Genomic DNA, 25,189 nt, shown 5'->3' with positions numbered 1-25,189 from the left:
ACATCACCCTCCGGCTCGCTGTGGCACCGCCGACTGCGGTCGTTCCCACACGTGGCCACCGCGTTGTTCCCCCGCGTCGGGTCCACCCGGGCCGATGCGGGCGGCAACCGGCAGGACGGATACCCGGATCCGTCCCGTCCCTTCAAGTATCGGTAGGAATCCGGTAGGGCTGCGGGGCGCATCCGTCGAGACCCCCCGCTCAAGCTCGCCACGTCAGTCCCTCGGCATCGGCAGGCCTCTCACCCCTCCAGATCCGCCGCCAACTCCGTCCTCCAGTGCGCGGACATCCTCCGACTCGGGATCGTCGCGGCAGCCGCCGGCGCCCCCGCATCGACGAACTCGCGCAGTGCGCGAGCCGCCTCCACGCGCAGGGCCCACGCGCTGAAATCGGACTGGGTCACGGGGTCGTTGTCGTCGCGCCAGGCGCGCTGCCCGCTCACCCTCTGCCGGGCCGCCCACGCCTCGGCGGTGAGAGTACGTATACGCAGGTCAAGGAGGCTGTCCGGGGTGAGGTCGACCGTCCCGCCGAAAGAGGTGCGGGCCAACGCGTCGCTCACTTCGTCGTACACGTCGAACCGGGTCTCCGCCGCCAGTCGCCCCAACTGAGCGGTCATCGCCGTACGCGGCCGGGCAGGCGGTGTCCGTTCGATCAGTGAGGCCAGGTCGAAGTCCCGCACTGTGCCGACGTACTGGCCGGCGGCACTGTCGACGTCCTCCAGCACGGGCAGGAGCAGAGCGCTCGTCAGCTCCGCCTCCGTATCGTCGTCCGGCCGGTACGTGATGCCGAACTCCTCCTCCAGTCCGGCCAGGAAGCGGGCGTACGCCGCCGTCGACCGGGGCCAGAGGTCACCGCCGCCCTCGCGCGGCGACAGGACATGACGCACGTCCTCCGGCCCCGGTACGCCGTCCTCGGCGACCGTGACCTGGACCTTCGGCCCCCGTCTGGTCAGGGCGACCGCGCGCGTGCCCGCGGACCTGCCATCGTGTCCCTGCGCCTTCTCCACAGTCCCGGCCGCTGCAGTGACCATCCTCGGCTGGCGAAAACCGTTGCGCACCACCAACCGCTGTCCCTGCTCGTCAGCAGTGTGGCGGGGACCTCAGATCCGTCTCCCTCGTGGACCAGTCTCGATTTGTCTCATGACCTCGGCCCGACGAAGACGTCGACGGTGTCGTTGGTGTCGCGGCGGACGAGGTTGGGGGCCGCGGAGACGAAGGCGACGCGGCGGCCGTTCCCGCTCTGGCTCGTGGCGGAGCTCGCCCCGTCGGCCCGGGTGCCGTCGGCCGCGGTGCTGACACGCACGCTCGCCTGCGTCTTCCGGTCGAGGCGAACACGTCGGTGACCTTGTTGGTGTCGTCGGGCACCGGGGAGGCGACGTTCGAGGAGAAGGCGAACATCCGGCCGTTCGCGCTGATCGACGAGTCGAACGAACTCTCCTTGTGGACGAAACGGGTGGGCCGACTGATCTGCTCCGTCGTGCCCTTCAGCCGGTCGCGGACTAGACGTTCCGGGCGTGCGTCCAGTCGTGGTTCGGCTCCAGCTGGTCCGCCGTCTCGAAGGCGACATGGCGTCCGTCGAGGCTGAGCGACGCCATCAGGCGTCCGCGAGGAGACCTCGTTCAGGAGGTCCCATACGGGGCCGAAAACCTACGCCCGGTCCGTCGCAACTGGCGTGCCTCGGCCGGGCGTTCCGGGGCGCCGCCCGGAGCGCACGCTCCATCCGGTCGGCGTCCGGGGGGGACCCGAGTCGAGAGTTGGTCAGTCGGATTGTTCGGGCCTCGTGGACGGGGTGCTTTCGGCCGGCCCCCCGAAGTCCGGGCTGGTGAAGTCCGGGCTGGTGAAGCTCGGGCGCGGTCCGGCCGCGGGTCCGCCGTCGGGGCTGCTGAACCCCGGCCGGTTGTAGCCGAGGTGAGGCATCCGGCCGGTGGTCGGTGTCGGTGACGGACGGGTCAGTGCCGCCGAGCCCGGATCGGCGAGGGCCTCCCGGAGGAACGGCATGATGCCCCGCTCCAGCAGGGCCTCGCGCCAGGCTTCCCTGGCCCGGACCACCTCCGCGTTGAGCTCGCCGGGCGCTCCGGCCTGGAGCGAGGACGAGCCGTTGCGCAGAGCGGTGAGCAGCAGCCCGACCGCGGCGACCAGGATCGCGGCCGCCGTGACCGCGCCGAAGACCCACCCGGCGGTCAGCAGGGTCTGGGCGAATGCCAGCTCGGGGGTGAGGACCTTCAGGATGAATCCCACGAGCAGGAAGATCGCCGCGGCTGTGCCGGCGAGGACGGGGGCGAGCACCGCGACGACGGCGATCGCGCCGGCACCGGCGGTCTCGGTGACCTCGCCCATGGTGGCGGCGAGCCCCATCGCGCCCGCGCCGGGCTCCGCGGAGCCGGCGCCTTCACTCACGGTTGGGGTGGACGGCGCCGGGCGGCGCAGTTCCTCGCGGACCTTCACGTAGTGCGCGTACTCGGTCGCCGCGGCCGCCGTGATGAGTGCGGTGGCGTTGAGCGCCATGGTGCGCAGCTGTTCGGCATTGAGCCGCCGGCCGACAGCGGCGAGTTCCGGGCGGTGTGGGGCGGAGCGCAGCGCCTCATCGAGGATCCGCTCGAATTCCTGACGGTCCTCGCTCAGCAGGTACTGCGGAGTCGGGTCCTGCCACCGCGAGCGGTGTTCCAGGCGGTCCTCGCCCGGCTCGCGGTGCGACAGACCGGCGCCTTTGTGCCGGGGGCGTCCCTCCTCTTGCGCCCGTGGTCGCGCGCTCGGTGTGTGCGGCGGCGGGACGGGGCTGCTCGTGCGGTCGGTGAGCTGTGCTCCCGTCTCCCCTTGCGACTCGTTCCGCACGGATGCGTCGGACGCCTTCGCCGGGTGTGGCCGGATGCCCAGGACTGAAGTCAGCAGACGGCGCGCAAGGGGAGGTCGACGAGGGCTCGCGACGCCACTCGGCCTTGCCGCAGCGCGGTTCGTGCCGGCTCGGGTTCCTTCGGGCGGTTCGGACGTGCTGGAGGGCGAAGGAGTCGGCGAGATGACGGTCCGCACCCCGGTGTCGACCGGCCTGAACGACCCGGTGGGCGGCCGAAAGCCTGGTGACCGGCGCGAGATGACCGCCAGGACGCGGCCGGCGAAGGATTCAGCGGCCGGCGTCATACCTGCCCCCCTGCGTCTGATGATCCCTGTGGCGCGGTGATGCCTGTGGCCGGCTGCGCACTGTCTGCGGGAGGACCTGCTGCCTGTGGCCGGAGAGGAACACCGTTGGCGTGGCCGTAACCGTACGCCTGCTGCGCCTGCCCCTGTAGGGGATGCTGCTGTGTCTCCTCGGCCACACCGCCCAAGGCGGCCCGGCCGGCGCTCTTGACCGCCAGTGGCACCAGCGTGGCGAGTTGTTGAACGGCTGACAGTGCCCCTAAGCCGACCATATAGGCCACGAGCGGGTTCACACTGTGCGGGTAGGTCGCGGCGAGGGCGCCCGTCGGGGCCCCACTCACGAACAACCGCAGCACCGCGGCGACGCAATAGCCCGGCCAGCCGGGCGCGGGCAACTGCTCCTCGCCGGGCCGCACATCGGGCCGACGCCGAGGAGGCTCGATCGTGTCCGGCTGCACGTTCCATGGCATCTTGCGGTGCCACTTGACGGACTTGATGACGTCGACGGCCTCCATGGTGGCACCACCAGCCACCCCCACCCACGCGGCCATCAACCAGTCCATGAGCTGAGATTAGAAGGCCGCACAGTGTCAGGGAACGACCTCGCAGTATTCGCCCCAGTCACACGGCATCTTCACCCTGTGTGATCACAAGGGGCAGCAGCCTCGGCACGCGCCGCCAAGGAATACGCCGGCGCAACGCCCTTGGCGCTGAGATGTTCGAACCGTCGAGCGGTATGCCCCAGGCACAAACCGGCCGGCCCGAGCAGCGGCCTGCCGGACACAGCCCGCGTCCGACCTGCGTCGTGATCATCCCTTGCGGCCGTTGCGGATGACAGAGAGGGTCCATCGTCCGCGGTCCCTGTAGGGGCGGTGCAGCAGCCGCGCGCGGAACGACCGTCTCCCAGCCGTGTTTCCGCGCGGTCTGTTCGATCGCCCACCGTCCCGGCCGTCCCCCCGTTCTGTCTCCGCGAGTGGAGTTCCCGCAGGTCAGCATCTTCCGCTTCCCGGGAAACGGTCAGTTCCCGGCCGCCCCTCGCGGCCTCAGGTGCGGGACCGCCACTGTCGGAGGAGCAAAGGGCGGCACGCAAGGACTCGCTGCCCCGGACCCGGAACGAAGGAACTCTAAACGATCATGAACGTACGCATCCGCATCGCGCTGTCCTGTGCGACGCTCGCCGCGGTCACCGGGATCGCGGCGACCTCCGCCGTGGCGGCCGCCGCCTCACCGAACTCCGCTGCCAGTGCCGTCACCTGCTCCAAGTGGAAGTCCATCTCCGCGGACCACAACTCCGTCGGCGTGCGGTACATGGAGTGCGACCGGAAGGTCGGCGGAAGGCAGCAGACCAGCGCTGCCCTCTACATCTGGGACAACAAGACGGACGGCAAGTACGCCCGGGTGAACGTGGCCACGGGGTACGCCCACTGGAACGGCCTCGACCAGACATGGTTCCGCTACTACTCCTGGACGAGCACCCGCCACCACAGCCCCAAGTACGAGACGGGCTGGCACTCCGGGAACGACGTCGAGGTACTGCTCAAGGCGGTCCGCGGCTGACCGTACCGCAGCGGCGACGGGGTCGTCGGGGGATTCGGGGGTTCCGTGAGCCGCTCGGTACCGCCCGGCTGTGTGCAGCCGTGGTCGCCCGCGGTCAGGGTGGTGCAGGCCCTGACTCCGGACGGGGTCATCGCCACCGTCATCGCGGTGTAGACGTCGGTGTCGTAGTGGACCTTCGCCTGCAGGGTTCGGCCGTGGTCGGCGACGACCTGCGCGACGTCGCCGGGGCGTCCCCAACTGATCCGGGCCCACGCGGCTTTGCAGGCGTCGCTGTACCGCAGTTCCACGTACACACCGTGGATTTTGGTGAGGGCTGCGGTCCACGCGTCACCGGCGCAACCGGTCTGCTTGGGGTCCTTCGCAGTGCAGCTGTCGCTGAAACAGCTTGTCTCCAGCTGCCGTGTCGGTGAACTCGCCGCAATGTCCCGGCCGTTACGGTCCCGAGGACCGGAACCTTGGTCGAGGGCGACGAACACACCGGCACCCGCGCAGGCGAGCAGTGACGCCGCGGCGATCGCGACCCGTCCCCGACGGTGCGACGCGGGCCGGGACGGGCGCGCGACCGGCGCCGGTGTGCTGCGGGGTTCGTCATCCACGGAGTCGACCGGTGCCGTGGCGGCGGCCCGTTCCGCAGCACCCCGTTGTTTCCATGCGATCGTGGCGTCTTCCCACAGAGCGGTCAGCCGTGCCGGCTCGGCGCCGACGAGTTCTCCCAGCGCCAGGACGGCCTGCCGGGGCGGCAGCGCCTTGCCGTTGAAGTAGCGCTCCCAGGAGGACTTGCTGTACGAGGTCTGCCCGGCCAGGGCGGTCAGACTCAGCCCGCTGTGGTCCTTGAGGCGCCTGAGCTCTGTGGCCAGACGCCGGGCATCCGGTGTCAGAGCGTCAGGTAACTCAACCCAATCCCTCATCGATGCCCCCCAGCGGCCGGCGCACCGTCCGGTATGCGGCACGGTGCGTACGGGGGCACCGCGCAGAGAAACGAATGTGCTGCTGGAACAGCCGTCGGGCAGAAGATTAGACCGCCCGACGGGTGATATCTCCGGCATCACTGTATTTTTCCCCTGCCTGCGGTCGATATTCGGTCAATGCCGTACGAGGTCCGCCGGGGGCGTGCGCCGACCTGCCACGGGCCGCTAAGACTGAGGGGTGGGCTTTGTCGAGGCGGCCAGGGCGGTCGTGTGCGCGGTGGCGCTCACGGCGGTGTGCGCCGGCGGAACCCAGTCGGCCGGCGCGAGCCGTCTGCACGGGGAGGGACCGCCGGGCGACGATTGGCAGGCGGCTCCGCGTCTGGAGAAGGGGCACACTCCGTCCAGTGATCTGGTGGGGCTGTGGCAGGGAATCTTGTGGGCGGACGGCTACCTGCCACGCACCAGCGTCACGTGCTCCTACGATGCCACGACGGTGGCGGCGACCCGCGTCTGGCAGAGCAACCACCGTCTGTCCGCGGACGGCGTCGTCGGCCCGGCCACGTACGGCGCGGCAAGCCGGCGCCTCGCCGTCGTCCCGCCCTGGACGGTGTACCACGGAGACCGCTTCGATCTGCCGCTGCGCCGAAACAGCGACGGTGTCTACGAGGTCTGGGACGTCGGGCGGTTCCGTGAACTGCGCCTGGACGCGGTCACCCTGGCCCAGTGCCGCCGGTGACGGCGTCGGCCCAGCTGTCGGACTCCGACACCCCCAGCTGGTGGTGGGCCACGACCACGGCGGCTCGCGTCGCATCGGGTCCGCCGGGGATCATCGCCGTCCACGCAGCACCCGCGGGCGCCGTCTGCCGTGCTCCGTCGTCCCCGGCGACCAGCAGCCCCGAGGTCCCCCGGGCCGGCTGGACCTCGGCCCAGCCGGCGTGACAGGCCGGGCTCCAGCGCAGCGTCAGGGTCCGCCCGAGCGCCCGGAGACGGTGCACCGAGACCGCGTCCTGGTCACAGCGCTGCCGATACGGATCGAGTCCCCGGCAACCGACCGGCCCGCACGGCGTACCCGACCCGGGCGCCGTCGGGTGCAGCGGCCAGGGCCAGGCCGGTGCACCGGTCGGCGCACCCTGCGGAACCGGCACGTGGTCTCCACCCCAGTGATGCCATGCCAAAACGGCCGCCAGCACACACGTCCCGACCGCCGCGACCGCCGCATGCCGTCGGCCGCGTGAGCGCGCCGTCGTATGCGGCCCCGCATCCTGCCCCGCCGGGCCGGTCGCTTCCTGCCCCGCGGAGCCAGTCGCTTCCTGCTCCGCCGGGCCGGCCACTCCCTGCCCCGCTTCAGCCTTCGGCGACGGGCCCCGGTCCGGTGCCGTACCGGGTCGGTCGGTATCCGCCCAGACTTCGGCAGCCGCTTCCCAGACCACCCGTAACCTGCCGCGTTCCGCTTGCCCCAGCCGGCCCAGCGCGTCGACGGCTTCCCAGGGAGGCAGCGAGCGGCCGCCGAGGTAGCGCTGCCAGGAGCTGACGCTGAATCCGGTCTTGGCGGCGAGCGACGCCAGGCTCAGCTCACACCGGTCCTTGCACTGCCGCAACTCCCCCACCAACCGCTGCAACTCCACCGGTACGTCGTCGCGCTCGCGCCGCCGACGGGCTGCCATCCGCTCCTCCCACCCCGAAAGGGCAGCGGGCCTGCCCCCACCGCGCCATCGTACGAGCACGCCGAGCCGCTGCCGTCCGACCAGTGACGGGCGAACGGGCAGCGGGACGGTCTGGGCGCTGGTCCCGGTCGGCCCCACCCATCCGGCATGTCGTCGATCCGGACCGCGTCACCGCCGCCAGGGGGAGGGGTGGGTCAACAGGCCTGGGAGACAAGCGCCTTGTACTCCACGTCGGCCAGGTCTGTGGCCTGTACGTGGACCTGGACACCGTCGAGCAGGTTCCGGAGTGTGCTGTAGCCGGAGAAGTGCGCGATCCTCTCCTCGGCGTCCGTCCCCGGCGGGCACCAGGAGATCAGCACGATCTTCTCCTGACGGGTCCCGTCCGCTGTTGCGAAGAGCAGGTCGTGGACGACGTACCGGGGCTCGTCTGCCGGCAGGACCTTCAGTAGTTCGTCGTGTGTCAGGTTCCCCTTGGCGTCGGGGATGACGGTCTCCAGGTTGTCGCTGAGCCGGTAGATCACTGTGTTGAGGTCACGCCTGCTTTTCAGCTCCTGGAAGGCGCTGACACAGCTGTCGTCCACTGGGATACCACCGCTCACGACGAATCCTTCTGATCATTGGGAGAGCAGGCCAAGCGGCTCAACGAACCGGCTCCCCGGGAGGTTCTGGGCCGCTTGCCCGGTTCGTCGCGAGGCTAGGCCGTGATCAACCGGTCAGGCCGTATCCCTCCTGGTCGGCTGTACGCCCCTGAGCCCCTCGGCCTCAGCCCTTGCCGAAGTGCGCCGCGGGGAAGGCGCCCGCTGCCCTGAGGGTTCTGGTGAAGCCGCCGGCCAGCTCGGTGAGGCGTGCGGTGGCGGCAGGACCGAGGTGGTCGTACGGGGCGGCGTCGAGGCGGTCGGTGAGCGCCTCGGCCTCACCGCGCAGGGCCGCGCCCGCGTCCGTGAGGTCCCCCGCCTTGTCCAACAGCCCGCGCTCGCGCAGCCGGTCCCGGGCGGCGGACCACTGCTCCGCGGACCACCCGCGGGTCCGCATGAACAACGCCGAGGTCGGCGCCGTACCGGTGGCGTTGTGCAGGACGAGGGCCTCGATCCCGGACAGGTCGGCCGACGCCAGAGCGGCGAGGTGACCGTCACCCCGGTGCTCGCGCAGCAGCGTCGCGGCGTGCCACAAGGCCAGGTGCGGTTCCTCGGGCACGGAAAGGCCGGCGTTGGCGGCGTACAGCGGCCGCGCCTCACGGCGGCACGCCTCGGTGGCGCGCAGCGCCAGCTCGGCCGCCTCGACCATCTCCTTCGACGTGAGGACCTCCTCCCCGAGCAGCCGCCGCAGCGTCCCGTCCGCGCCGCGCAGCCGGGCCGCGAGCACCGCCTCCGGCGTGGTGACGGCCCACGCGGCGGGGATGTACCGGGCCACGTGCTCGTGGTTGAAGTTGTAGAACGTCGCTGTGACGGTGCCCGCGCCGACCTCTCCGAGCGGGGCCGCGCGGCCCGCGAAGTAGGCCATGGCGCCGCGCTCCAGACCGAGCGCCGCGAGTTCGTCCTGCCGCTCCGGCGCGAAGTACACGGATGTGTGCACGGGATTGACGACGTTGTGGCAGCGGCGTCCCGCGCTCGCCTCGAATGAAGTCGTCTCGAATGAAGTCATCGGGACGAGCCGCCCGGAAGGATCTGCCGACCGCACCCGGGCCTCACTCGCCGGCCCACGGCACGAGGACGGCTCGGGCGAGCGTGTGCTGGAGGATGAAGAAGCTGAGGGCGGCCGGGGTCGACTCCGGAGTGATGCCGAGGGCTGTCACGGACGGTATGTCGAGTGCGTTGACGGCGATGTAGTAGCGGTGCTTGCCGGTTCCCGGCGGTGGCGCGGCGCCGATGTAGGCGGTCGCGCGAACATCGTTCGAGACGTGGAAGGCGCCGTCCGGCAGGCCGCCGTTGCCGGGCGTGCCGGCGCCGGCGTCGAGGGACGTCACGTCGGCGGCGACGTCGGCCACCGCCCAGTGCCAGAAACCGGACGGGGTCGGGGCGTCCGGGTCGTACATGGTGACGACGAAGCTGCGGGTAGCGGCCGGGAAGCCGCCCCACGACAGCTGGGGGGAGCGGTCCTCCGCTCCGGCAGCGCCGCTCATGGCGGCGAACTGCGCCACCGGCAACGGCCCCCCGTCGGTGACGTCCGCGCTCGTGACGGCGAACTCGGCAACGGCGGGCATGGTGTCGTACGGACTGCTCATCGGGTCTCCCATCGAGCCAGGCGCTCTGACTTTCAATAATCAACCACACTTTTAAAAATATCGCTAGCTGTCAAATGTTGTAGGCTCCGTCCCGTGGCGAGAGGAGCCGGGCAGCAGACCCGCAGCGAGGTGGTGCAGGACCGCATCCGGGCCGACATCCTGGGCGGCCGACTCCGGCCTGGCCGGCGGTTGAAGTTCCCCGAGCTCAGCGAGCAGTACGGAGTGAGCACCGGCGCCGTACGCGAAGCCCTGCTCAAGCTGGTCGCCAAGAACCTGGTCAGCTCCGAGGCGCACCACGGTTTCCAGGTCACCGACGTCACCGCTCGCGGGCTGGCCGACCTGACCGACACCCGCACCGAGATCGAGTCCCTCACTCTGAGCCGCGCCATCAGCGAGGGCGGCCTCGCGTGGCAGGCTCAGGTGCTGGCCGCCCACCACACTTTCGAGCAGACCCCACGCGGCGACGGTGACCAGCCCAGCGAGGACTGGCTGATCGCCCACGCCGACTTCCATACCGCGCTCCTGGCCGGCTGCACCAACCCCCGGCTACGCGACCTGGCCGCCTCCCTGAGGGAAGAGGCCGAACTGTACCGGCGGTGGAGCCGACCCACACCGGAAGAGACGCAGCGCTGGACCGACGAGGCCGTCCACAAGGAACACCGCGACCTGCTCGACGCGGTCATGGCCCGGGACGGCGAGCGGGCCGACGCCGTCCTGCGCCGCATGATCAGCTCCACGTCAGGCATGGTCCTGGACACCGAGCCGCACGCGTGATGCCCGGCTGAGGAGCGTGGCGAGGTGGGGTGCGGCGGCCGTCCCAGCGGTTCACGGCGCGGTCCACGGCGGCGCGCACGCCGGTCGCGTCGGCCAGGTCGCGTGGTCGCCTTCGCTCTCCAGACAGTGGCCGGGTCGAGGTCAAATCCCTTTCCGGCAAGCCCTGTCCGCCCGCAGCGGGGCCCGTCCAGGCGTGAGGCCGCGTCGAGTTCGGCGGGCAGGACCTCGCGCGGCCGCTGCCGGGCTCCGGACTCCCGTCCCGGACACGACGCACAAGAGCGATCCACCTCATCGTGTGGGTCCTTGTCAGAGCCGACAGCGCATGCAGGTGAGTTTCGACAGCGGCGAGAGGACGACAGGACGTGGATGTGTATGAGGCCGTCGACAGTCGCAGGGCCGTGCGGGCGTTCAGCGATGAGCCGATACCCAAAGAGGTACTTGAACGAGTGCTGGCTGCAGCGACGCGGGCTCCATCGAGTGGGAATCTCCAGCCTTGGCATGTGTACGTCGTGAGCGGCGAGCCCTTGGCCGAACTGAAGGGACGCGCGACGGCCAGGGCACTGGCGGGAGACCCGGGTGATGAGCGGGAGTATCCGATGTACCCGGCCGAACTGACCTCACCCTATCTGGACCGTTTCTCCGCCGCGGCTGCGCAGCGGTACAAAGCGCTGGGAATCAGGCGCGACGACCCCGACAGGCCCATGAAGATCGCCGCAGTGAACTCGGACGCGTTCGGGGCGCCGGTCGTACTGTTCTGCTACCTCGACCGGACGATGGGGCCCGGACAGTGGGGGGACGCGGGGATGTACTTGCAGACGGTCATGCTGTTGCTGAGGGCGGAAGGGTTGCACAGCTGCCCCCAGGTGATGTGGACGATGTACCGCGAGACGGTCAGCAAGGTGGTCGGCGCCGATGACGGGCTCGTGCTGTTCTGCGGTGTCGCGGTGGGATTCGAGAAGGCAGGCGTGCCACGACTGCGCACCGGGCGGGCGGACATGACAGAAACAGTGAGCTTCATCGGAGTGTGACCCGCTGACCGGTGATCCTCGCGACAGACGGGCCGTCAGTCAGTGGCCCCCGGTGAGGATTTCACGGACCTCGCGGACTGCGTAGTAGACCAGCACGTAGCCGGCCGCCGGGTCGGCCCACCACCAGCCGACGGCGCTGTTCAGGGCCAGGCCGAGCAGGACCGCGGCGGCCAGCAGGCCATCGATCAGCGTGACGCGGCCCTCGGTCGTGAGCACCGGGTTGTCCAGGGCGGCGCCGGTGCGGGCCTTGCCCGCGGCGAGGGCGAACATCACGACGGCGGTGACCGCGGTCCACCCGATGCCCAGCGGCGAATGGCGCGGGTGGTAACCGGCGGCCAGCACCCAGGTGGACTGCACCAGCAGGTAGACCGCGAGCGCCGCGAATCCGACGCCGATCAGCCGCAGCGCGCGTCGCTGACGTGCTTCACCGGTGCCCGACAGTTCCCAGATCACTACCGTCGAGGCGCCGATCTCGATCAGGGAGTCCAGCCCGAACCCGGCCAGAGCCACCGACCGGGCGGAGACCGCCGCGACGGCAAGCACCACGATGCCGATGACGTTCCAGGCCAGCGTGGTGTATTCCAGGACGAAGCCCTGGCGGAGCAGGGCATCGCGGGAGATCTCTTTCGGAGCGGTCACGTCCCGATTCTCTCTGACCCGCAGCAACACGGTGGAGTTGGGTGTTCCAGGTCGGCCGGTACCGATCAGTCGGAAGTCAGCGAGGCACGGATCCGGCCGATAGCGCGCAGGATTTCGTCCCGGTTTCTGGCCCGCTTGATCCATAGCGGCAGACGCGCCACCAGTGTCATCTTCCGTCTGGTGTCGTACCAGGGTGCTCGTTCACGCAGCGGCGCTTGGACGAAGCGCTGGAGCAGGTCCAGATGGTCCAGGTTGTATGCCCACAACCACCCATGACGGGTCTCTCGCTGGAGCCACAGTGGCGTGCCGAAGTACGGGTCCGTCGCGGGCTGAGCCGTACCCCGGCTGAACGTGACGCGACTGGCGGTCGAGACCCGTGACAGCCCGCAGTCGCGGCAGACAAGACGCCTGGGCGCGAACAGTGTCGCTCTCGCGTCCCCGGCACCCGCGGGGGACGGCACGACGTGAGCGACCTTCGCGCAGTGGGGGCAGCGCACGAGGATCGAGCCGACGAAGTCGTACTTCGTGCTCCGCGGATCCCGGAACCGGTGCGCGGCGGACAGGGTGGTCATTCCGTGAGTATGCGGCTGAGCGGCGGAGCATCGCATCCCCGTATCGCCCGGACTCCCGACTCCGCCCCGTGAGGCATGATCTCGTGAAGCGCGCCTGTTCGATGTGACCACCGCCGGTCCCGTCGTCCCACTTCGTCCACAGCCTGGACTCCTCACCGTCCCGCGTGTCGATGTCCTCGCTCGGAGGCTGCGCAGCAGCCGCTTACCGATCAGGTCGGCGGCGCACAGCTCCTCGTCGTCGCTCACCCGCTGATGCTCGCATGGCTCTCGATGCCGTGGCGGCGGGTTTTCGTGCGCCTCCATGCCGAGATGTCGCGGCGATGTCACACCGGAGTCCTCATGAACCCTCTTGGATGCGGACGCTCGGCAAAGACGCGACAGACGCGCACGGGAGGCCCTTATGACAGGGCGCATGACAGGAGGCCCTTATGAACGACGTGACCGATCCGGTGTCCGGGGAGCGGGAGAAGGTCCGTTTCAGCAGCGGCGGCAGCGAGTGCGTCGCCTGGCACTATCCAGGGAGCGACGGCTCCTGTGTGATCATGGCGGGCGGGTTCGCGGTGACGAAGGAACCGGGCACCGACCTGTTCGCGCGGCGGTTCCACGACGCCGGGTTCGGCGTGCTGGCCTTTGACTATCGCGGATTCGGTGAGAGCGGTGGTCGGCCGCGCCAAGTCGCCTCGGTCGGCGGACAGTTGACGGACTGGCGAGCCGCTGTCGCGTTCGCAGCGACCCTGCCGGGAGTCGACCGGGACAGGCTGGCGCTCTGGGGGTTCTCCGCATCCGCCGGTCACCTCCTCCGGGTAGCGGCGCGCACCCCGCACCTCGCCGCGGTGATCGCCCAGACGCCGAACGTCGGGGGCCCGGCCGCCGCACGCCTCGCGGCGCGCCACCAGAAGCCACTCGCCCTGCTGCGCATGCTCGGCAGGGGCGTCCTCGACGCGGCCGGCGGCCTCCTCGGCCGTCCGCCCCTGCTGGTGCCACTCGGCGGCGAGCCCGGCACCGTCGCCGTCCTCACCACACCGGACACGGCCGACACCCCACGCGCGCTCAATCCCGACAACAGGTATCCGGACTGGCGGCAGGAGGTCGCGGCCCGCTCGGCGCTCGGCCTCGGGTTCTATCGTCCCGGCCGTGACGCCTCCCGCGTACGGTGTCCGCTGCTCGTCGTCGTATGCGAGCAGGACCAGTCCGCCTCGCCCACGGCGGCCGTGCGCGCGACGCGGCGGGCGCCCCGCGCGGAGCTGGTGTGGTTGCCCGGCGGGCACTACGCGCCGTTCCTGGACGCGCACGAACGGGCGGTCGACGCCGAGTTGTCGTTCCTGCGCCGACATGTGCTCGATTCCCCGGTGGCCTCCGTCGCCTCCGTGGAGCGCGGATGACGACGGGGGAGATCGAGCTGTCGGCGGGCACGGTCGCGTACCGGGACACGGGGGGCGACGGTCCGGTGCTGGTGTTGCTGCATGGGCTGATGATGGACGCCTCGCTGTGGGACGAGACGATCACCGAGCTCGCCGCCGACCACCGGTGCGTGGCACCGACCCTGCCGCTCGGGGCGCATCGGCGCGGCATGCGGGCCGACGCCGACCTGTCGCTGCCCGGGGTGGCCCGGCTGGTCGCGGAGTTCCTCGACCGCCTCGATCTGCGGGACGTCGTCCTGGTCGGCAATGACACCGGCGGAGCGCTCGTCCAGCTCATGATGGTCGACGGTGCGGCACGGGTGGCGGGGGTGGTGCTCGTGTCGTGCGACGCCTTCGACAACTTCCCGCCCGGGCTGACGGGCCGGACGCTCGTCCTCAGCGGCCGACTCCCCCCTCGGCTGTTCGGGATGTTCATGCAACAGATGCGGCTGCGGCCGCTGCGCCGCATGCCGGTCGCCTTCGGGTGGCTCACACTCCGGGGAGACGCCGCCACCGCTCGGTGGATCAGGCCGGTCCTCGAACGGCCGGAGATCCGCCGTGACGCCGTGCGCACACTGCGCGCGGCGGCGGCGGACACCGGCCTGCTGCTCGCCGCGGCCGAACGACTGCCGCGCTTCGACCGCCCCGCCCTCGTCGTCTGGGCGCGCGGCGACCGCGTGATGCCGCCCGAGCACGGCCGGCGCCTCGCCGCGCTGCTCCCGCGGGGGCGGCTGGTCGAGATCGACGACAGCTACACGCTCGTCCCGCTGGACCGGCCGACGGAACTGGCCCGGGCCATAAGAGAGTTCACCCGGTCGTCCGCGGACACCTGACAGTCCTGACGCGCTCGGCAGCCATGGAGCCGTAGAGCCGTACGGGGTCACAGCGTCGTACGGGATTCGAGGTCGGCGCGGGTGTCGTTGCCGTAGACACCCGTCTCGTCGCCCCGGATCCCGTACCAGAGCTGGAAGCGCGCGACCGCGGCCGTGAGCGTGGCGTCGTAGGTGCCGTTCGTGGAGCCGTGGTCGTAGACGTTCGGGATCCGGAGCAGCCGTTGCTGCAGGTCCTTGACCGCAGGGCCGCTGTCCCCCTCGCGGAGGGTGCCCGTGCCGTCCGGGTCGGCGCTCGCGGACGGGGCCTGGGCGGCTGCCGTCGTGGGCGCGCCGGTCGGGGCTCGACCGGCCTGTGCTCCGGCCTCCTGCTCACCACCCGGCAGCAGGAGCGCGAGGGCGAAGCCGACGAGGGCCGCACCTGTGACCCCGATGACGACCGCCGCGCGGCGCTGTCCCGTGCCCCACCCGGACGCCCGCGCGCCCACGGGGCCGCGGGCGCGGTGGACGGCGGGAGCGGAGGAGGGCCCGCGAGCCCCCACCGGTCTCCCGCCCCGGGTGTAGTCCTCGCCCACCAGGACGGGTGGCAGTTCCTCGGTCGCGTCCTCGGCCACCGGCGGCGTCACTGTGACCGTCGTGGCCGGTACGGCGATGACCTCGTAGTTCTCGTCCGCGTCGGGCCCGTGCTGTTCCTCGCGCACCTCCTTCAGAAGTTGCGCGAGTGCCTCCGTCCGGCGGCGCCGCTGAACATAGGTGGGTTCGATCGCCCGTCGCCCCCCGGGCTGCCCTGGTTCGGGCGGTGTCGGCACACTGCTCTCCTTCCGTGCGCGCGGTTTCACGCCATCCCCGTGGAGTGATACGCGGCCGGCGGCCCCGGGGTTCAACGGCACCCCAGGCCCCCGAGCCCACGTGGTCGTACAACGTGAAGAATGGGCACATAGCGGGTAGGACCACCTTCGGGGAGCGGAGAGGGTCGCCGTGGCTGCGAGCGAGGAACGAGACGTGTCGGCCGCCCGCCGGCGCTTCGACATGGCGGACGCCGCGCCGCTGCTGCTCGACGCCGGGATGACGGTGACCAGCTGGACCGCGGACGCCGAGCGCCTGCTGGGGTACGCGCCCTGCGAGGTCCTGGGGCGCCGCGCCGTCGAGCTGCTGCTTCCGGAGGACGCGGCGCGGATCCCCGACCTTGTGGCGCGGTGCCGCGACGGCGGCGGCTGGGCCGGACTGCTGTCCGCGCTGCACCGGGACGGGCACGCGGTCCGGGTGATGGTCCGGGCCGTCCCGATACGCGAGAGCGGCGGGCCGACGCGCTGGGTGGTGCTGCTCGCCGATCTGGCGGGTGGCCCCGGCTGGGACATGAGCCGGTCGGTGCTGGAGCGGATGAACGCCCGCTCGCCGGTGGGCATCGCCATCGTGGACACGGACCTGCGCTATGTGTGGTCGAACGCCGCGCTGGAGCAGTTCGGCGGGGGCCCGCCGCACCAGCGGCTGGGGCGCAGGCTCGCCGACATCCAGCCGGGTCTGGACGCAGAGATGCTGGAGGCGCAGATGCGCCGGGTGCTGGAGAGCGGCCGGCCGGTCGTCGGGTACGAGCACGTGGGCCGCGTACGGTCCGCGCCGCATCACGAGTCCGCGCACTCCATGTCGTTCATCCGGCTGGAGGACGACCACGGCCACCCGATCGGGGTCTACTACACCGTTGTCGACGTCACCGATCGCTACCGTGCGCGACGGCGGCTGGCGCTGCTCGACCGGGCCGGCGAGCACATCGGGCGCAGTCTGGACGTCCTGAACACCGCGCAGGAGCTGGCCGACGTCGCCGTACCGGGGCTGGCCGACTTCGTCACCGTGGACCTGCTGGAGTCCGTGCTCAGGGGAGCCGAGCCGGTGCCCGGCCGGCTGAGCGACACGGACGTGGTGTCACTGCGGCGTGCCGGACAGCAGTCGGTCCGGGCCGGTATCCCGGAAACCGCTGTCGAGGTGGGTGAGGCCGCGACCTACCAGTCGACCTCTCCCCCGGTCCGCGCTCTGGCCGAGGGCCGGTCCTGGCGTGAGGCGCGGCTGGATCCGCAGGCCAGGAAGTGGAGCACGAGCGCCCGCGAGGGCCCGGCCGCCTCCTTCCTCGACCTCGGGCTGCACAGCGCGATGATCGTGCCCGTCCGGGCCCGGGGCGTCACGCTGGGGATCACCACGTTCTTCCGGCGCGACTGCGAGGACCCCTTCGACGAGGACGATCTGAGCCTGGCGGAGGAGTTCGTCGGCAGGGCGGCCCTGTGCCTCGACAACGCCCGTCGTTACACCCGTGAGCGCGACGCGGCGCTCGTCCTCCAGCGCAATCTGCTCCCGCACCGTTTCCCCGAGCAGAACGCGGTGGAGGTCTCGGCCTGCTACCGGCCCGCGGACGAGCTGACGGGCCTCGCCGGGGACTGGTTCGACGTCATTCCGCTGTCCGGGGCCCGGGTGGCACTGGTCGTGGGCGAGGTGACCGGTCACGGCATCGACGGCGCCGCCGCCATGGGGCGGCTGCGGGCCGCCGTACAGACCCTCGCCGATCTGGACCTGTCGCCCGAGGAGGTGCTCGCGCACCTGGACGACCTGGTCAGCCGGGCCGCCCGGGAGGAGGGCAGCGGCGCGGACACCCTCACCAGCGGGATGCAGGCCGTCGGAGCCAGCTGTCTGTACGTCGTGTACGACCCGGTGAGCGGGCGGTGCGCGATGGCGGGCGCGGGGCATCCCGCACCCGCGGTCATCGCTCCCGACGGCACCGTCACGTTCGCGGACCTTCCCCGCGGTCCCGTGCTGGGGGTCGCCGGACTGCCCTTCGAATCGGTGGAGTTCACTCTGGAGGAAGGCAGCGTGCTCGCCCTGCACACCGACGGGCTGATCGCCACGCCCCGCACGGGACGGGATCCGGATGCGGGCCGGGAGCGGCTGCGGGGCGCGTTGGCCTCGCACCGCCAGCCGTTGGACGGCATGTGCCGCACGATCGTGGACGATCTCGTGCCGTCGCGGCCGTACGACGACGTGGCGCTGCTGATGGCGCGCACGCGCCGGCTCGGCGCCGAGCAGGTCGCGACCTGGGACCTGTCCACGGATCCGGCCATGGTCGCCGAGGCCAGGAAGGTGGCGACCCAGCAGTTGAGCACGTGGGGCCTGGACGAGCTGGCCTTCACCACCGAGCTGGTCGTGAGCGAGCTCGTCACCAACGCGATCCGGTACGCCTCGGGGCCGATCCGGTTGCGTCTGATCACCGAGCGGGCGCTGATCTGCGAGGTCTCCGACGGCGCCGCGACCGCCCCGCATCTGCGGCATCCGAAGACCACCGACGAGGGTGGCCGCGGGCTGTTCCTGATCTCCCAGTTCACCCGGCGCTGGGGCACCCGCTACACCCCCGAGGGGAAGGTCATCTGGGCCGAGCAGTCGCTGACCACCCGGCCCACGATGTGACGGACGGACACGTGGCCGGGGGGTTCAGCAGTCGCGGAACTCGGGTGACTGGTTGAGGATCTGCGAACGCTGCGAGGTGAACCTGGAGTGGGTCGCGCCGCCCCGGTCCTCGGGGCGGAAGACGGCGACGCGGTGGCAGTTCATGAAGGCGAGGGCGACGCCGAAGTGCCGCTCCAGGCTGCCGCGGATCGCGTCGCTGGCGAGCGCCCGCAGCAGCTGGCCGCGTTCCCTCTCGGAGGGCGGCGGAGTGTGGTTGTCGGCGAACTCAGCCGTCCCCTCGCGGAGTTGATGAGCCAGGTCGGCGATGAGGTCGTAGGCGTACGGCAGGGACGTACGGACGGTGTCCACGAAGTCCGCTTCGCGGACCGGACCGCGTTCGGCTTCGGCGAGCAGCTTCGGGGAGACGTCGAGTGACATGAGAGTGGCAGTCCTGTCGGTAGGTGGTTCGTGGCGCGGGTCGCCATCGGGTCGGGCGTGGGGGGGGATCAGTCTGCGGACGGCTCGAGGGCGGTGTGGCCGTGCCGGAAGTCGGGGTCGATCTGTGCGGAGAGGTCGGTGCCGGTGGCCCGGTCGGCCCAGGCGGCGGCGTTGCGCACGACAGCATGGTCTTGCCACTGCCGCCCTTTCCGACGAAGGCCGCGCGCATGTCAGCCCTCCGGGCGCAGCAGGCCGCGCTCGTACGCCTTGGCCAGTCGCTGCGGTACGAGGTGGGAGGCGCCGTCGACGGTGATCGGGACGAGTCGCGCCGTGGCGGCCTTCCACCGGGCGCGGCGGTGGCGGGTGTTGCTGCGGGACATCTTGCGTTTGGGCACGGCCATGTCGGTCTCCAAGGCAGGTGGACACGACCGACGCTATCTGAAAATGGATCTCATTTCCAAGCTGGCGCGCGCGGGATGCGCGCGGAGCACGCGTGAGCCACGGAGGGCGCGCCTACAGCCGTGCGACCAAGCGGAGTTGACAGATTGTTGACCAATTCCAAGGAGAGTGGTGACCGACGCCGCCACTAGGGTCGGCCGCATGTCCTCACACCCCCCACGGACTCCGGCCCTCCCTGTCCTCCCGTACCGGAAACCGACCCGTGACCGGGACTACTGGGTCTTCGACGATGTGCTGCCCGACGTGGACGCCGTCCGGGCGCGCTGTCTCGCCAAGGACGAGTGGGCCAAGGGCTACCCGTACACCTCGGAGAGCTGGCCGGGCCTGCGGACGATGCCGGGGCTCGAACCGGGCGAACTGGCTCGCGTGGAACGGCTGGTGAAGAAGGCCACCGGCGCGAAGGAGCTGTGGGTGCAGAGCACCCCCTCCGGGGGCACGCTCAACCACAACTGCGTCCAGGTGGTCGGCAAGGACGAGGGCCAACCGCGCCCGCACACCGACTCCCGCGCGCTGTGCCGGTACGCCGCCGTGCTCTATCTCAACCCGGTCGTACCCAAGAGCTGCGGAACGAGCTTCTACCGGCAGAGCCTGCCCGGCGGCCGACTCGGCGGGAACGTGGTGGCGGCTCCGCACAACAACCTGGTCGACGCGCTCGGTACGCGGTTCGTGGCGCCGGACTCCTTCGTCGAGGACCTCGAGGTCCCGCACCGCTACAACCGGCTGCTCCTCTACCACGCCAACCTGATGCACAGCGCCACCGGCTACTGGGGCAGCACGATGGAGGACAAGCGGATGACCGCGGTCTTCTTCTGGATGGCGTGAGTCCGCGCACCGATGGTGAGCCCGCGCACCGATGCCGAGCGGCCCCGGACCTTGGAGTCCGGGGCCGCTCGGCTGTGCGGGGCGGTGGTGCTCAGTTGCCCATGAGTTCGCGTTCGATGGAGGCCAGCTCGTCGGCGCTGCCCTGGACCTTGGGTCCGGTGAACCACTTGCGGGCCGACAGCAACCACCAGGCACCGGCGAAGCCGAGGACGACGACCACCGCGATCGGCGCGTAGTTGAAGGACTTGGCGGTGACCGGGCTGACCTGCGGGAGCATGAAGAGGACGGTCACGCAGGCGACCCAGCCCACGGCGACGACCGCGACGGGCTTGCTCCAGCGGCCGAGGTTCCAGGGCCCGGCCGCGAAGTCGTCGCCCTGGCGCAGCCGCAGATAGATCGGGATGACGTAGGCGATGAAGAGTCCGATGACCGCGATCGAGGTGACGGCGGCGTACGCGGTGGGGTTGATCAGGTAGGGCAGGCCGAGGAGGAAGGCTCCGCCCGAGGCGAGCCACACCGCGTTGGACGGCGTGCGGGTGCGGTCGCTGATCCGGTGCCAGAACGCCGAGCCCGGCAGCGCGCCGTCCCGCGAGAAGGCGTAGATCATCCGGGAGTTGGCCGTCACCGAGGACATGCCGCAGAAGAACTGGGCGCCGATGACGATGAGGAGCAGCAGCTTGCCGCCGGTGTCGCCCAGGGCGTCGAGGAAGATCTGCACCGGGGGCACACCGGTGGAGCTGCCGAGCGCACCGTCGTAGCTCTGGATCGCGAAGGTGACGCCGATCAGCAGGATCCAGCCCGCCACCAGCGAGACGAGGATGGAGTTGACGATGCCGCGCGGTCCGGAACGGGCCGCGTCGTGGGTCTCCTCGGTCATGTGGGCCGAGGCGTCGAAGCCGGTCAGGGTGTACTGGGCGAGCAGCAGGCCCAGCAGGGAGACGTACAGGCTCGATCCCCAGCCGGTGTTGTTGACGAAGTGGCCGAAGACGAAGCCCGCCGACTGGTGGTGGGAGGGGAAGACGACCAGCGCGAGGACGACGACCGCCACCCCGATGACCTGCCACCACACGCTGATGTTGTTGAGCAGGGCGACGAGCCTGACGCCGCGCACGTTGAGGAGCGCGTGGACGAGCAGGGTGATGCCGAAGAGGAGCACGGTGTGGCCGGGGGTGGCGGTGAAGCCGAACTGGAGGTCGAGGAAGGCGTTGAGGAACTGGGCCAGACCGAAGTCGATGCCCGCGGTGACGGCGACCTGGCCGAGGAAGTTGAACCAGCCGGTGAACCAGGCCCAGGCCGGACCTCTGCTCTTGGCGAGCTTGGCCGCCCAGTAGTAGAGGCCGCCCGCGGTCGGGTAGCTGGAGCACACCTCGGCCATGCCCAGGCCGACGGTGAGGGTGAGGACACCGACGATCGGCCAGCCCCACACCATGACGGCGGGACCGCCGGTGTTCATGCCGAAGCCGTAGAGCGTCATACAGCCGGAGAGAATGCAGATGATCGTGAACGAGACGGCGAAGTTCGAGAACGGCGACATGCTGCGCTCGAGTTCCTGCGCGTAGCCGAGCTCGTGCAGCCGGGCCTCGTCGTCGGTCATCGTGGGTGCCGCGCTGTCGTTCGGTCCGGGTGAGCCGGTCTTGTCCAGGGTGTTGTCCGAAGCCACGGGTGATCCCCTTTGTGTGCTGGGCCGGTTGGGAGGGTGTACGACGCGGACGACGCACCTCGCGCGAAGGGCGCGAGCTGCGCGGTGGCGGGTGGGTGACGGCTACTGCGACGTCATGCCGCCGTCGACCGCGACGACGCTTCCGGTCATGAAGCTCGCCTCGTCGGAGGCGAGGAAGAGGGCCACGTTCGCAATCTCGCGGGGCTGCCCCGGACGCCCGATGGGCTGGAAGGAATCGATGGTGTCGTAGACGTGCTCAAGGCCGCCGAGGAGCTTGGCGTGCGCGTGGTTGATCGGCGTGTCGACCCATCCCGGGCAGATCACGTTGCAGCGGATGCCCTGCTTGACGTAGTCCAGTGCCACGCCCTTCGTGAGCATCACGCTGGCACCCTTGGAGGCAGAGTAAACAGTGAGGAAGGGCTCGCTGACCAGCCCGTTGACGCTGGAGATGTTCACAATCGAGCCGCCGCCCGCGGTGAGCATGTGCGGGATGACCGCACGGCAGCCGTAGAGCTGGCCCTTGACGTTCACATCGAGGGTCTTGTCGATGATGTCGTCGGGGACCTCGTGCAGCAGCCCCGGCAGGTTGACGCCCGCGTTGTTGACCAGGACGTCCACGCGGCCCCAGCGGGCCACCACGGCCTCGACCATCGCGTCGACCTCGGCACTGGAGGACACGTCCACCGCGCGACCCTCGGCCACTCCGCCGGCCGTGGTGATCTCCACGGCCGTCTCCCGCGCGGTCTGCTCGGACAGGTCGGCGCACAGCACCTTGCCGCCCTCCTCCGCCAGCCGGTGGGCGATCGCCCGGCCGATGCCGGAGCCGGCGCCGGTCACGACGCAGACCTTGTCCGCGACCCGGCCCGTGGGCGGCGCGAAGGGGGTGGTGGTCGGAGTGGCCATGGGCTCTCTTTCCGGTGGCGTGACGGGTTTTGAAGCTTGGAACATTCGCCAACGACCCGTCCGGTCGAGCTGCGGGGAGCAGGCGATCACGGACCGGAGAGCGCTACTGGTCTGTGCTTTCGCCGCGGGGGTGCCCTAATGTTGGGGCGTCCGGGCCCACAAGTCATTGGACGATCTCCCAACAATCGAGCGCTCGATCCGTGGGACCTTCCGAACGCCCGCACGATCACCGGGGGCACGAATTGATCGATCTCGACGGCAAGGTGGCCGTGGTCACCGGCGCGGCCAGCGGTATCGGACGGGCCATCACGCGCGGGTTCGTGGCGGCCGGGGCGAAGGTGCTCGCCGCCGACATCGACGAGGCGGGGGTGTGGCGTACGGCCGAACTGTGCGACGACCCCACCGCCGTCGAGCCGCTGCGCGCCGACGTCTCCGACCCCGACGACGTCGCCGCGGCCGTGGAGGCGGCCGAGCGGACCTGGGGCCGCGTCACCACGATGGTCAACAACGCGGCCGTCTCGATTCCCGGCAATGTGCTGGAGACCTCCGTCGAGGACTTCGACCGCATGCTCGCGGTCAACCTGCGCGGAGTCTTCCTCGGCTGCAAGTACGCGGTGCCCGCGCTGCTGCGCGCGGGCGGGGGCTCGATCATCAACATGGGCTCGGTCAACAGCCTCGTCGCGGAACCCGTACTGGCCGGATACACCGCGAGCAAGGGCGGCGTCCTGATGCTGACCAAGGCGGTGGCCCGCGACTTCGCCACCTCCGGTGTGCGCTGCAACTGCATCTGCCCCGGCTGGGTCGACACGCCCATCAACCTCGCCCACGCCGAGCGGATGGGCGGAATCGAGTCCGTCCGGGACACCCTGCCGTCCTGGCAGCCGATCGGGCGCGAAGGGCGCCCTGACGAGATCGCGGCGGTCGCGCTGTTCCTGGCCTCGGACCTGTCCACGTTCATGACCGGGTCGGCCGTCGTCGCCGACGGCGGCATGACGGCGATCTGAGGGCGGACCACGATGACCACCCCCACGGCCGGCGGCGCGAGCGGCACGCTGGAGACACTGACCGCCGCACTCGGCAACGACGTGCTGCGCGCGGTACTGCTGCCCGAACCGTCCCTGCCCGTGGGCGGCGTACGGGTGCACGAGCCGGGCACGGCGCAGAGTCCTGGGCGCGGTGACATCGTCCTCGCCATCGGCATGGACGACGTGACGGCGGTGACCGCGCTGCTGCGCCGGCTCGGCGGAGTGGCCGCGGCGGTGGCCACGAAGTGCCGGGTCCAGGACGACGCGGACGTGCTGCGGGCCGCCGCGGACTCCGGGTGCGGGGTGCTCGTACTGGACGAGGGCATCGACTGGCTGCAGGCGGTGGCCCTGCTGCAGGGTGAGATCGCCCGGCACGCCGCCGACTCCGGTCCGGAGCCGTCCGGGGGCGTCGACCTGTTCGAACTCGCCGACATGGCGGCCGACGCGGTCGGCGGCCCCGTGACGATCGAGGACCCGCGGGGCTGGCTGCTCGCCTACTCCAGTGACCAGACCGGAGGCGATCCGGTGCGGGCGGAGACGCTGCTGGGCCGCCGTGCGCCGACCGGGTTCTCGCAGGCGCTCGCGGCGCGCGGGGTCCCGCAGGAGATCGCTCGCAGCGAGGGGCCGGTCGTGGTGCGCGGGGTGGTGGAAGGCGCCGCCGACCGGCTCGCCGTGGGGCTGCGCGCCGGGAGCTTCGGCCTCGGGTCGATGTGGGCGGTGGTGTCCGGGGCCGAGCGGCGGCAGGTGACGGCGTTCGCGCGGATCGCCCAGCGGGTCGCGGTGCATCTGATGCGGCGCAGGACCGAGGACTATCGCACCCACCGGGTCGAGATGGAGCAGCTGGCCGTCCTGCTGCACGGCGGTCCCACCGTCACCGGCTCCGGCGACTCCATCGAACTCCCGCGCGGCGCCCACTGGGTCGCCGCGCTGGCCGTCGCCCCCAACGACCCCTCCGAGCGCGCCATCTCCCGCTCCCGGCTGGAACACGGGCTCGCGCTGATGCAGCGGTCCCGGGATCTGACCGTGCACGCCGGGCAGTTGTCCAACCTCTGGTACCTCATCCTGACGGTCGGCCGTCCCCAGGAGAACTCCGCGGCGACGGTACGGGACTGGCTGCGGGACCTGCTCGACGACGGGACCGGGGATCGTATGCCCATCTACGCGGGCGTCGGTTCGGCGGCCGACGACCGCGGCGGACTGCCCAGGTCGCGCAAGGAGGCCGAGCGGGCGCTGGCCGTGGCCCGCCTCGCGCCTGCGCCCGGCACCCCGCTCGCCTTCGAGGACTGCTGGGCGCGTGCCGCCCTCATCCGGGTGCTCGACCCGACCGTGGTCGCCGACCTGGAGACGGTGACACCCCTGTGGCGTCTGCGCGAGCAGGACACGGCCCACGGCACGGACTACCTCCCCACGCTGCACGCCTGGCTGGAGCACCAGGGCAACATCCGCACCGCCGCGCAGCGGTTGCACATCCACGCGAACACCCTGCGCTACCGACTGACGAAGATCGAACAGACCGTCGGTATCCAGCTTGCCGATCCCGACATCAGGCTCGTCCTCGCCCTCCAGCTCAAGGCACTCGACCCCGCCTGACCCACCCGTCCCGTACGACCTCGCTCTCGACCTCGGAGAACGCTGCCCGCTCGGGGAGAACGCCCCTGACCTCCACCCTCCATTTCCGGACATGCGTGGGCTACGGCTCAGTTACGGCTTGCTCAAGTCCTGGTGGCCGGACGG

Annotated in this window: 26 protein-coding genes; 10 read left to right on the top strand and 16 right to left on the bottom strand. The window is 70.9% G+C overall.

Features of this window, described 5'->3' with window-relative positions; all coding sequences use genetic code 11:
- Positions 1 to 239: 239 nt before the first annotated feature.
- The 4 genes from AAFF41_RS45465 to AAFF41_RS45450 form a co-directional block, all read right to left on the bottom strand.
- Entirely contained in the window at positions 240 to 1,028 is a 789-nt protein-coding gene (locus AAFF41_RS45465) for a hypothetical protein (protein WP_319750512.1), read from the bottom strand.
- Positions 1,029 to 1,135: 107 nt separating this feature from the next.
- Positions 1,136 to 1,300: a hypothetical protein gene (locus AAFF41_RS45460; RefSeq protein WP_319750513.1), complete on the bottom strand. Its 165-nt coding sequence runs from the start codon at positions 1,298 to 1,300 to the stop codon at positions 1,136 to 1,138.
- Between the two features lie 455 nt (positions 1,301 to 1,755).
- Positions 1,756 to 2,664, bottom strand: a complete 909-nt coding sequence (locus tag AAFF41_RS45455) for a hypothetical protein (protein ID WP_343326457.1) — start codon at positions 2,662 to 2,664, stop codon at positions 1,756 to 1,758.
- 464 nt (positions 2,665 to 3,128) lie between these two features.
- A complete protein-coding gene (locus AAFF41_RS45450) occupies positions 3,129 to 3,692 on the bottom strand; it encodes a hypothetical protein (RefSeq protein WP_343325916.1) in 564 nt (187 codons plus the stop codon).
- A 571-nt stretch (positions 3,693 to 4,263) separates the two neighbouring features.
- On the opposite strand from AAFF41_RS45450, the gene AAFF41_RS45445 reads away from it, so the two are divergent.
- Positions 4,264 to 4,686 (top strand): hypothetical protein, encoded by a 423-nt coding sequence (locus AAFF41_RS45445; RefSeq protein WP_097287975.1) that lies wholly within the window; start codon positions 4,264 to 4,266, stop codon positions 4,684 to 4,686.
- Here AAFF41_RS45445 and AAFF41_RS45440 read toward each other — a convergent pair.
- A complete protein-coding gene (locus tag AAFF41_RS45440; RefSeq protein ID WP_343325915.1) occupies positions 4,587 to 5,594 on the bottom strand; it encodes a helix-turn-helix domain-containing protein in 1,008 nt (335 codons plus the stop codon). The two genes, AAFF41_RS45445 and AAFF41_RS45440, sit on opposite strands and share 100 nt — an antisense overlap.
- 238 nt (positions 5,595 to 5,832) lie before the next feature.
- Here AAFF41_RS45440 and AAFF41_RS45435 point away from each other — a divergent pair, with 238 nt between their 5' ends.
- Complete coding sequence (locus AAFF41_RS45435; RefSeq protein ID WP_319752314.1) at positions 5,833 to 6,330, top strand: peptidoglycan-binding domain-containing protein; 498 nt, start codon at positions 5,833 to 5,835, stop codon at positions 6,328 to 6,330.
- On the opposite strand, the gene AAFF41_RS45430 is transcribed toward AAFF41_RS45435, so the two are convergent.
- The 4 genes from AAFF41_RS45430 to AAFF41_RS45415 form a co-directional block, all read right to left on the bottom strand.
- A complete protein-coding gene (locus tag AAFF41_RS45430) occupies positions 6,305 to 7,258 on the bottom strand; it encodes a helix-turn-helix domain-containing protein (RefSeq protein ID WP_343325914.1) in 954 nt (317 codons plus the stop codon). The genes AAFF41_RS45435 and AAFF41_RS45430 overlap by 26 nt on opposite strands.
- A 194-nt stretch (positions 7,259 to 7,452) precedes the next feature.
- A complete protein-coding gene (locus tag AAFF41_RS45425; RefSeq protein ID WP_319752312.1) occupies positions 7,453 to 7,857 on the bottom strand; it encodes an actin-binding ADF family protein in 405 nt (134 codons plus the stop codon).
- A gap of 163 nt (positions 7,858 to 8,020) precedes the next feature.
- On the bottom strand, positions 8,021 to 8,899 hold the full coding sequence (locus tag AAFF41_RS45420; protein WP_343325913.1) for an SCO6745 family protein: 879 nt from the start codon (positions 8,897 to 8,899) through the stop codon (positions 8,021 to 8,023).
- 43 nt (positions 8,900 to 8,942) lie between these two features.
- Positions 8,943 to 9,479 (bottom strand): YbhB/YbcL family Raf kinase inhibitor-like protein, encoded by a 537-nt coding sequence (locus AAFF41_RS45415; RefSeq protein WP_343325912.1) that lies wholly within the window; start codon positions 9,477 to 9,479, stop codon positions 8,943 to 8,945.
- Positions 9,480 to 9,572: 93 nt separating this feature from the next.
- Here AAFF41_RS45415 and AAFF41_RS45410 point away from each other — a divergent pair, with 93 nt between their 5' ends.
- Together AAFF41_RS45410 and AAFF41_RS45405 are read left to right on the top strand one after the other, a co-directional pair.
- Complete coding sequence (locus AAFF41_RS45410) at positions 9,573 to 10,253, top strand: GntR family transcriptional regulator (protein WP_319752309.1); 681 nt, start codon at positions 9,573 to 9,575, stop codon at positions 10,251 to 10,253.
- Positions 10,254 to 10,615: 362 nt separating this feature from the next.
- A complete protein-coding gene (locus AAFF41_RS45405) occupies positions 10,616 to 11,281 on the top strand; it encodes a nitroreductase (RefSeq protein ID WP_319752308.1) in 666 nt (221 codons plus the stop codon).
- Between the two features lie 39 nt (positions 11,282 to 11,320).
- Here AAFF41_RS45405 and AAFF41_RS45400 read toward each other — a convergent pair whose 3' ends face one another.
- Positions 11,321 to 11,920 (bottom strand): cation efflux transmembrane domain-containing protein, encoded by a 600-nt coding sequence (locus AAFF41_RS45400; RefSeq protein WP_319752307.1) that lies wholly within the window; start codon positions 11,918 to 11,920, stop codon positions 11,321 to 11,323.
- A gap of 65 nt (positions 11,921 to 11,985) precedes the next feature.
- Positions 11,986 to 12,492 (bottom strand): hypothetical protein, encoded by a 507-nt coding sequence (locus tag AAFF41_RS45395; protein ID WP_319752306.1) that lies wholly within the window; start codon positions 12,490 to 12,492, stop codon positions 11,986 to 11,988.
- A 428-nt stretch (positions 12,493 to 12,920) separates the two neighbouring features.
- Here AAFF41_RS45395 and AAFF41_RS45390 point away from each other — a divergent pair, with 428 nt between their 5' ends.
- Both AAFF41_RS45390 and AAFF41_RS45385 read left to right on the top strand, forming a co-directional pair.
- Complete coding sequence (locus AAFF41_RS45390) at positions 12,921 to 13,874, top strand: alpha/beta hydrolase (RefSeq protein WP_319752305.1); 954 nt, start codon at positions 12,921 to 12,923, stop codon at positions 13,872 to 13,874.
- Positions 13,871 to 14,725 (top strand): alpha/beta fold hydrolase, encoded by an 855-nt coding sequence (locus tag AAFF41_RS45385; protein WP_319752304.1) that lies wholly within the window; start codon positions 13,871 to 13,873, stop codon positions 14,723 to 14,725. Before AAFF41_RS45390 ends, AAFF41_RS45385 begins: the two co-directional genes overlap by 4 nt.
- A gap of 47 nt (positions 14,726 to 14,772) precedes the next feature.
- On the opposite strand, the gene AAFF41_RS45380 is transcribed toward AAFF41_RS45385, so the two are convergent.
- Positions 14,773 to 15,531: a peptidoglycan-binding domain-containing protein gene (locus AAFF41_RS45380; protein WP_343325911.1), complete on the bottom strand. Its 759-nt coding sequence runs from the start codon at positions 15,529 to 15,531 to the stop codon at positions 14,773 to 14,775.
- A gap of 220 nt (positions 15,532 to 15,751) precedes the next feature.
- On the opposite strand from AAFF41_RS45380, the gene AAFF41_RS45375 reads away from it, so the two are divergent.
- On the top strand, positions 15,752 to 18,169 hold the full coding sequence (locus AAFF41_RS45375) for a SpoIIE family protein phosphatase (protein ID WP_343326456.1): 2,418 nt from the start codon (positions 15,752 to 15,754) through the stop codon (positions 18,167 to 18,169).
- A 24-nt stretch (positions 18,170 to 18,193) separates the two neighbouring features.
- Here the strand turns inward: AAFF41_RS45375 and AAFF41_RS45370 are convergent, their stop codons facing one another.
- Positions 18,194 to 18,586, bottom strand: coding sequence for an SCO5389 family protein (locus AAFF41_RS45370; RefSeq protein ID WP_319752301.1), 393 nt, complete (start codon positions 18,584 to 18,586; stop codon positions 18,194 to 18,196).
- A 230-nt stretch (positions 18,587 to 18,816) separates the two neighbouring features.
- Entirely contained in the window at positions 18,817 to 18,987 is a 171-nt protein-coding gene (gene rpmF / locus AAFF41_RS45360; protein WP_319752300.1) for a 50S ribosomal protein L32, read from the bottom strand.
- A gap of 199 nt (positions 18,988 to 19,186) precedes the next feature.
- Between rpmF and AAFF41_RS45355 the strand changes: the two genes are divergently transcribed.
- The gene (locus AAFF41_RS45355) at positions 19,187 to 19,867 is read left to right on the top strand and encodes a DUF6445 family protein (RefSeq protein WP_097289449.1); all 681 of its coding nucleotides are present in this window, start codon (positions 19,187 to 19,189) and stop codon (positions 19,865 to 19,867) included.
- A gap of 91 nt (positions 19,868 to 19,958) precedes the next feature.
- Here AAFF41_RS45355 and AAFF41_RS45350 read toward each other — a convergent pair whose 3' ends face one another.
- The gene (locus AAFF41_RS45350; protein WP_319752325.1) at positions 19,959 to 21,461 is read right to left on the bottom strand and encodes an amino acid permease; all 1,503 of its coding nucleotides are present in this window, start codon (positions 21,459 to 21,461) and stop codon (positions 19,959 to 19,961) included.
- A gap of 168 nt (positions 21,462 to 21,629) precedes the next feature.
- Positions 21,630 to 22,430, bottom strand: coding sequence for an SDR family NAD(P)-dependent oxidoreductase (locus AAFF41_RS45345; protein WP_319752299.1), 801 nt, complete (start codon positions 22,428 to 22,430; stop codon positions 21,630 to 21,632).
- A 242-nt stretch (positions 22,431 to 22,672) separates the two neighbouring features.
- Here AAFF41_RS45345 and AAFF41_RS45340 point away from each other — a divergent pair, with 242 nt between their 5' ends.
- Both AAFF41_RS45340 and AAFF41_RS45335 read left to right on the top strand, forming a co-directional pair.
- Entirely contained in the window at positions 22,673 to 23,434 is a 762-nt protein-coding gene (locus tag AAFF41_RS45340; RefSeq protein ID WP_063818405.1) for an SDR family NAD(P)-dependent oxidoreductase, read from the top strand.
- Positions 23,435 to 23,446: 12 nt separating this feature from the next.
- Complete coding sequence (locus AAFF41_RS45335; RefSeq protein WP_343325910.1) at positions 23,447 to 25,045, top strand: PucR family transcriptional regulator; 1,599 nt, start codon at positions 23,447 to 23,449, stop codon at positions 25,043 to 25,045.
- The last annotated feature ends 144 nt before the right edge of the window (positions 25,046 to 25,189 follow it).

Source organism: Streptomyces mirabilis (genome assembly GCF_039503195.1).
GTDB lineage: Bacteria > Actinomycetota > Actinomycetes > Streptomycetales > Streptomycetaceae > Streptomyces > Streptomyces mirabilis_D.
Note: the sequence above shows the minus strand (reverse complement) of the source record. Positions and strands in the feature narration are given on the sequence as shown.